Consider the following 6005-nt stretch of genomic DNA (forward strand, 5'->3'; position numbering starts at 1 on the left):
ATCCAGGCCGCGATCGGCGGCAAGATCATCGCGCGGGAAACGATCGCCGCGCTGCGCAAGGACGTGACGGCGAAATGCTACGGCGGAGATATCACGCGCAAAAAGAAGCTCCTCGAAAAACAAAAAGCTGGGAAGGCCAGAATGCGCGAATATGGGTCTGTGAGCATTCCGCAGGAGGCATTCATTGCTGCGCTACGAATGGGAGAAGAATAGGGCGAGTTCCTTCAACCGGACTTTGAGAAGAAGTGAGATGCCTTCCGTGCCAAGGTGTCGATCCGTTCACGTGCATCAGTGAGAGGATGGAACATATCTTGGTAGAAGTCCTGTCGCCCAGGGGCGCAGGCCGGCCGCACTTCGCGCTCTCTTCGCCTAAGCGCGACCCTTCCTGGCCTTCGCCGGGACAGGCTGGCTAAGCTTCACGTCGGCGCGCTTACGCTCGGTCGCTTCAGACATTCCCCCAGTGAAGGTGTTTCGGCCACCGATCGTGCTCCCGCACCGCGTCGAGCTCGGCGTGGATGGCGTCCAGCTCGGCCTGCTCGGGCGGCTCCGGGATCGCTTCCAGCTCGTCGTCGTCGAGATCGTCGCCGAGCTCGTCGAAAATTCGATCCCAGGCATCCTGCACGCGCTGCTGCGCCGCCTTGAGCGCGGCGACCCGTTCCTTCACCCAGGCGACGCGGGCGGCGACCCGCGCCTCGCGCTGCTCCTGCTCGCCGGCCACCTGGCCGGCGGCGGCGAGGAGGGCGGCGATGGTTTCTTCGGGGGTCATTGGTCCTCTCCGGTGAGGTCTTGTGCCGGCGAGGGGCCGTCACGAACTGAATTCGTGACGTCAGTCCTGTCGCCCAAGGGCGCAGGCTGGCCGGCCTCGCCCGGCTCTACGTCCATGAGGTCTGCGACGCTGGCGCGTCTCGACTCATGGTCTCGGCGGGCCTCGGCTTCCCACTCGAGCTGTGCCTCCGCATCCGCGGCGTGGCGTTCGCGTTCGGCCGCGACGCGATCGGCGAAGCTCATCGCCGGCCCGGTCGGGAGCCCGTTCCCCGGTGCGAGGCAATAGCCGCCGCCCTCCTTCTCCACCAGATAACGGCGCGCGGGATGCTCGGGGCGGAGCGGCTCGCCCATCAGCGCCCACTTCACCCGGCGCATGTCGTCCAGGATCCGCGAGAAGGGCGTTTCGACGATCTCGACGATGCTGTGCCCATCGCGCCGGAAGGCGTTCAGCACCTCGAAGCCGTCCGTGCCGAGGAGATCGAGCATCACCTCGATGCAGGTGAGCTGGCGCAGATAGAAATCGGCGGCGACGATGTCGCCGGCAAGCCGCTCCTCGCGCTCCTGCCCGACCTTGACGAGATATTTGCTGACGATCTGGCCCAGCCAATCGAGCTTCTTCTCGTCGGCCGGTTCCCCGCCTTCCGCGGATGCCGGGGCGGGCGCGGGAAAGACCGGCGGGCGGCCGCGGCGGACGGCGGCGTTCGCCCAGGGCGAGGCGGGCGCGCGCCAGCCGGACTGCTCGGACGCAATCGCCCGGAGGCCCTCGGCGAAGCGGCGGCTGCGCTCGTCGCCGGCGATTTCGATCGCCTCCTCCCAGGCGGCGGCGAAGCTTTCGCCCCCCTCGGCCTCGCGGAGCTGCTCGGCGCCGAAGGGCGACTTGCCGACGGCGCGGGCGGCGGCCCGGACCGAGCCGGTCAGCGACAAGGCGGCGATGAAGGCGCGCTGGCATTCATGGTCCCAGCCGTCGGGGCGGGTCTTGCGGCGCGGGACCGGCTCGAAATCGAGCAGGTCGCCGAACGCCTCGAACGGGTCCCCGCCGCTCAGGCCCTCGGCGCGGCAGCGATCGCAGACGACGGGGATGGGATGGGGGGCGGGCGGGGATGTCGGCGGGGTGGTGGGGGCGTTCATCGACTCGGCTCCTTTTGCAGCAAGGAGCAGAACATCAATAGAACGAAATCCTATTGCGCAAGGGGGAAAATGGCGCCAAATCTCGGAGGCCGTGGCGTCACGAAACTGAATTTCGTGACGTCAGTCCTGTCGGCCCGCTGGGCCGCCGGCGTTGCCTTTCTCCCTGCGAGCGCCCATCTTGGGTGTATGTCCCGCTCAGGACTGGCTGAGCCCCCCGGAAAGGAACGATGATGACCGCGACGGCCAAGGACTATCTGGCGAAGGCGGCCGACACGCTCGTCCAGCTCAAGGCGGCGACGAGCGAGGGCGAGCGGACCCGGCTCAAGCGCGCCCACGGCGTCTACCTCCGCCTCTCCACCCACGACGCCGAAGCGGCCGAGCGCGCCGCGATGGCGCCGCCGCCCCGGATCCGCCCGGAAAAGCCCAGCGGGCCCGAGCCGCGGGCGATGCAGAATTTTTTCAAATAGGGTGAGCGAGTAGGGGGCGTCACGGGAGTGAATCCCGTGACGTCGGTCCTGTCGCCCTGCGGGCGCAGGCCGTCCGGGTCGCCCCGGCTCTACGCATAAGCACGGCGGCGTTGCACGCCGGCGCGCTTATGCTCGGCGGGGTCGGCCTTTCAGGCCTTCTCCAGCGTACACTGCAGCGGATGCTGGTTCTGCCTCGCGAAGTCGATGACCTGGGCGACCTTGGTTTCGGCGACTTCGTAGGGGAAGATGCCGCAGACGCCGACGCCGCGCTGGTGGACGTGGAGCATCACCCGGGTCGCGTCCTCGATGCCCATCTTGAAGAAGCTCTGCAGGCAGAGCACGACGAACTCCATCGGCGTGTAATCGTCGTTGAGCATCAGCACCTTGGAGGGCGAGGGCGATTTGGTGCGGGTGCGGGTCCTGGTGGCGAGGCCGAGGCCGGTGCCCTCGTCGTCGTCGCGCACGCCATTGCCGGCGCCGGCGAAATCGTCGCCGTCATCCTCGTCGCCCGCGGCGCGGATCTGCCAGTTCTCCATGTCGGTCACAACGCGATAAATATGGCAAGGTGCCCGGCCGCTGCAAGAGGCCGGATGGGGCGTCCCGCCGCGATACGGCGCGCGTGAGGCGCGTGAAGCGGATAAGTAAAGGGCGGACACTCCGACTGGGAGTGCCCGCCCTTTGACACGGCCGCGCGGTGCGGCCCCTCGAAAGCTAAGCCGACTGGCTTAGGCGGCGAGGGTCTTCACGCGCTCGGCCGCGACGGTGTAGCGGCTGGTGATCGGCTCGGCGGCGTCGCCGGCAAGCTTGATCATCGCTTCCGAAACGCGGGCGCTCTCGGCGACCGCGGCGTCGAAGGCGCTGCGGGCATAGTCGCTCTGGAGACGGAAGAAGTCGGTCGGCGACTTGACCTCGGCGAAGCTCTTCAGGGTGGCCGAAGCCTCCTCGAAGCTCTTGCGGCTATATTCGGCGGCGTCCTGGCTCAGGCCCTCGACGCCCTTGGCGGCGACCTTCGACGAAGCGACGAGCGCCTCGACATTGCCGCGGGTCAGGTCGGCGAGCTCCTCGGCGATCTTCGCCGAACGCTCCATCGCGCTCTTGGCGCGCTCGTTGACGTCGCCGAAGACGTTCTTGATCTGGTCGGCGGCGGTCTTGGCGGTGTCGGCCGCCTTGCGGGTCTGCTGGTTCATGATGGTTGCTCCTTGCTTGATGGTCTTCGCGGCCGCGCGGGCCGGCGATTTGGTGGTGGTGGACTTGCTGGCCTTGCGCGCCGTGACGCGCTTGGCCGGCGCCGCCTTCTTGGCGGCGGCGGGCTTCGCCTTCGCCTTCCGGGCGGGTTTGGCCGACGCCTTGACGACGGGTGCCTTGGCCGGGGCCGGCGCGGCTGCCTTGACGACCGGCGCGGCGATCGCCTCGCTGGCCTGGGCGAAGGCCGCCTCGGCGCTCTTCAGCGCGGCGGCCTCGTCCTTCGGCACCGCGGGGGCGGCGTCGGTTGCTTTCTTCTCGGCGACGGTGTCGGCCACGGCTTGCTCCTTTGTTGCAGTGCAGCAAATAGGAAGCGCCAAGCGCGATTGCAAGGATTTTTTTGTGCGCTGCAACATAACCGTCACAGGCGAGGAAAATGAAGGGGTTAGCGCGCCTTCACGTAGCTGCCGGGGGCGTCCTCGATCGCTTTGAGGCGGCCCTTGCCGGGCTCGCGGACGCCGGCGGCGAGGACCTTTTCGGCGGAGATCCCCGCGAGCCAGCGGATCCAGTCGGGCCACCAGCTGCCCTTGGTCTCCTTGGCGCCGGCGATGAACTGCTCGAGCGTGTCCACCTTCTTTTCGTTGGTCCAATATTGATATTTCTGCGCCTCGGGCGGGTTGACGACGCCGGCGATATGGCCAGAGCCGGCGAGCACGAACCTGAGCGGCCCCTGGAAATGGTGGGTGATCTTCCAGACGCTCTGCGGCGGCGCGATATGGTCCTCGCGCCCGGCCTGAATGTAGGTGGGCGCAGCGACCTTGCGCAGGTCGATCGGGGTGCCGTCGATGGTGAGGCCGCCGGGCTGGACGAGCCGGTTCTCGCGGTAGAGTTGCTGGAGATAGGCGCGGTGCCAGTTCGCGGGGAGATTGGTGGTGTCGCCGTTCCAGTAGAGCAGGTCGAACTGCGGATATTCCTCGCCCATCAAATAATTGTTGGTGACGTAGGACCAGATCAGGTCGCGGCCGCGAAGCAGGTTGAAGGTCGCGGCCATGTAGCGGCCGTCGAGAGAGCCCTGGTCGGCCGAGAGCTGGCGGATCAGCTCGAGCTGCTCGTCGCCGATGAAGAGCTTGAGATCGCCGGCTTCCGAAACATCGACCTGGGCGGTGAAGAAGGTGGCGGAGGCGACCTGGCCCGCCTCGCCCCGCGCGGCGAGCAAGGCCAGGGTCGCGGCGAGCATCGTGCCGGCGACGCAATAGCCGATCGCGTGCACGCTCTCGACGCCGAGCGCCTCGCGGACCGCGTCGATCGCCTCGATCTGGGCGAGGACATAATCGTCCATGGTGACGTCGGCCATCGTCTCGTCGGCCGATTTCCACGAGACCATGAAGACGGTGAGCCCTTGCTCGACCGCCCATTTGATGAAGCTCTTCTTCGGGTTGAGATCGAGGATGTAGTAGCGGTTGATCCACGGCGGGAAGACGATCAGCGGCGTCTCGTGCACCTCGTCCGTCGCCGGGCTGTACTGGATGAGCTGCCACAGCCGGGTCTGCTGGACGACCTTGCCCGGGGTGGTGGCGATGTTGCGGCCGACCTCGAACGCCTCCGGGTCGGTGTGGGTGAGCTGGCCCTTCGAGAGATCGTCGAGCATGTGCTGGAGACCCGCGAGCAGGCTCTCGCCCTTCGTCTCCATCGCTTTTTCGAGCACCTGCGGATTGGTCAGCGCGAAGTTGGACGGCGCCATCGCGTCGACGAAGCTCCGGGTCATGAAGCGCATCTTCTCGCGGGTCGGCTCGTCCACCCCCTCGATCGCGTCGACCGAGCCGAGCAGCCGGTCGGAGATCAGCAAATAGGTCTGGCGGATCGTGTCGAAGAGCGGGTTGTCGCGCCATTCGGGGGCGGCGAAGCGGCGGTCCTTGTCCGCCTTCTCGGCGAGCGCGCTGGTCTCGCCCTCCGCCTTGCCGCCCAGCGCCCGCTGCCAGATGTTGAGGCCTTCCGCCCACATCTCCGCCTGAGCCTGCATGACCTTGGCCGGATCGCCGAACAGGTTGATCCCAGGCCACGCGGTCGCCGCTTGCGCCGCCTTGTCCGGCTCCGCCTGCGCCTTCGCCGCGGCGTCGCCCATCTGTTTCGACAGATGCTCGAGCATCATCTGCTGCGCCCGGCCCATGACATGGGTCCAGTGCTGGATGTCCTCCAGCGACGGTGTCGCGAAGGGCGGCGGGGCGTCTTTGGTGTCGGCCATGATCGGGTTCCTCTTGCGCGGCTCTCTAGAGGAGGGGCCGCGCCGGGGAAAGGTCCGCCCGCCCCCGGTCCGGTGCGCCGCCATTGAAAAACAGCCGCGATACGGCCATACTCAGGGAGCTGACGTCGCCTGCGACGGAAAGAACGGGCCGCTTTGGCCTCTCCCTTCCCTTCGAGCTGCCCGGCCCCGCGCTGAATCCGGCGCGCGGACTTTTCACGGGA

Annotated in this window: 6 protein-coding genes and 1 pseudogene; 2 read left to right on the plus strand and 5 right to left on the minus strand. The window is 67.5% G+C overall.

Annotation, left to right across the window (positions count from 1 at the left end):
* Nucleotides 1-213 (plus strand): annotated as a pseudogene (locus ACT4N8_RS07315) (elongation factor 4); the annotation flags it as partial.
* Nucleotides 214-445: 232 nt separating this feature from the next.
* Here ACT4N8_RS07315 and ACT4N8_RS07320 read toward each other — a convergent pair.
* Complete coding sequence (locus ACT4N8_RS07320; RefSeq protein WP_444857477.1) at nucleotides 446-766, minus strand: hypothetical protein; 321 nt, start codon at nucleotides 764-766, stop codon at nucleotides 446-448.
* Nucleotides 763-1893, minus strand: coding sequence for a hypothetical protein (locus tag ACT4N8_RS07325; RefSeq protein WP_444857478.1), 1131 nt, complete (start codon nucleotides 1891-1893; stop codon nucleotides 763-765). Before ACT4N8_RS07325 ends, ACT4N8_RS07320 begins: the two co-directional genes overlap by 4 nt.
* A gap of 230 nt (nucleotides 1894-2123) precedes the next feature.
* Between ACT4N8_RS07325 and ACT4N8_RS07330 the strand changes: the two genes are divergently transcribed.
* Nucleotides 2124-2360, plus strand: coding sequence for a hypothetical protein (locus ACT4N8_RS07330; RefSeq protein ID WP_444857479.1), 237 nt, complete (start codon nucleotides 2124-2126; stop codon nucleotides 2358-2360).
* A 149-nt stretch (nucleotides 2361-2509) separates the two neighbouring features.
* Here ACT4N8_RS07330 and clpS read toward each other — a convergent pair whose 3' ends face one another.
* The 3 genes from clpS to ACT4N8_RS07345 all read right to left on the minus strand — a co-directional run bounded on the left by clpS (nucleotide 2510) and on the right by ACT4N8_RS07345 (nucleotide 5784).
* Nucleotides 2510-2896 (minus strand): ATP-dependent Clp protease adapter ClpS, encoded by a 387-nt coding sequence (gene clpS / locus ACT4N8_RS07335; protein ID WP_444857482.1) that lies wholly within the window; start codon nucleotides 2894-2896, stop codon nucleotides 2510-2512.
* 189 nt (nucleotides 2897-3085) lie between these two features.
* Complete coding sequence (locus ACT4N8_RS07340; protein ID WP_444857480.1) at nucleotides 3086-3880, minus strand: phasin family protein; 795 nt, start codon at nucleotides 3878-3880, stop codon at nucleotides 3086-3088.
* Nucleotides 3881-3987: 107 nt separating this feature from the next.
* Nucleotides 3988-5784, minus strand: a complete 1797-nt coding sequence (locus ACT4N8_RS07345; protein ID WP_444857481.1) for a PHA/PHB synthase family protein — start codon at nucleotides 5782-5784, stop codon at nucleotides 3988-3990.
* Nucleotides 5785-6005: the final 221 nt, after the last annotated feature.

The organism is Sphingosinicella sp., assembly GCF_052387495.1.
GTDB lineage: Bacteria > Pseudomonadota > Alphaproteobacteria > Sphingomonadales > Sphingomonadaceae > Allosphingosinicella.

Excerpts from the sequence above, each read along its gene's own strand:
- ACT4N8_RS07345 (WP_444857481.1), bottom strand. The coding sequence starts at position 5,784 with ATGGCCGACACCAAAGACGCCCCGCCGCCCTTCGCGACACCGTCGCTG.
- ACT4N8_RS07320 (WP_444857477.1), bottom strand. The coding sequence starts at position 766 with ATGACCCCCGAAGAAACCATCGCCGCCCTCCTCGCCGCCGCCGGCCAG.
- ACT4N8_RS07325 (WP_444857478.1), bottom strand. The coding sequence starts at position 1,893 with ATGAACGCCCCCACCACCCCGCCGACATCCCCGCCCGCCCCCCATCCC.
- clpS (WP_444857482.1), bottom strand. The coding sequence starts at position 2,896 with ATGGAGAACTGGCAGATCCGCGCCGCGGGCGACGAGGATGACGGCGAC.
- ACT4N8_RS07330 (WP_444857479.1), top strand. The coding sequence starts at position 2,124 with ATGACCGCGACGGCCAAGGACTATCTGGCGAAGGCGGCCGACACGCTC.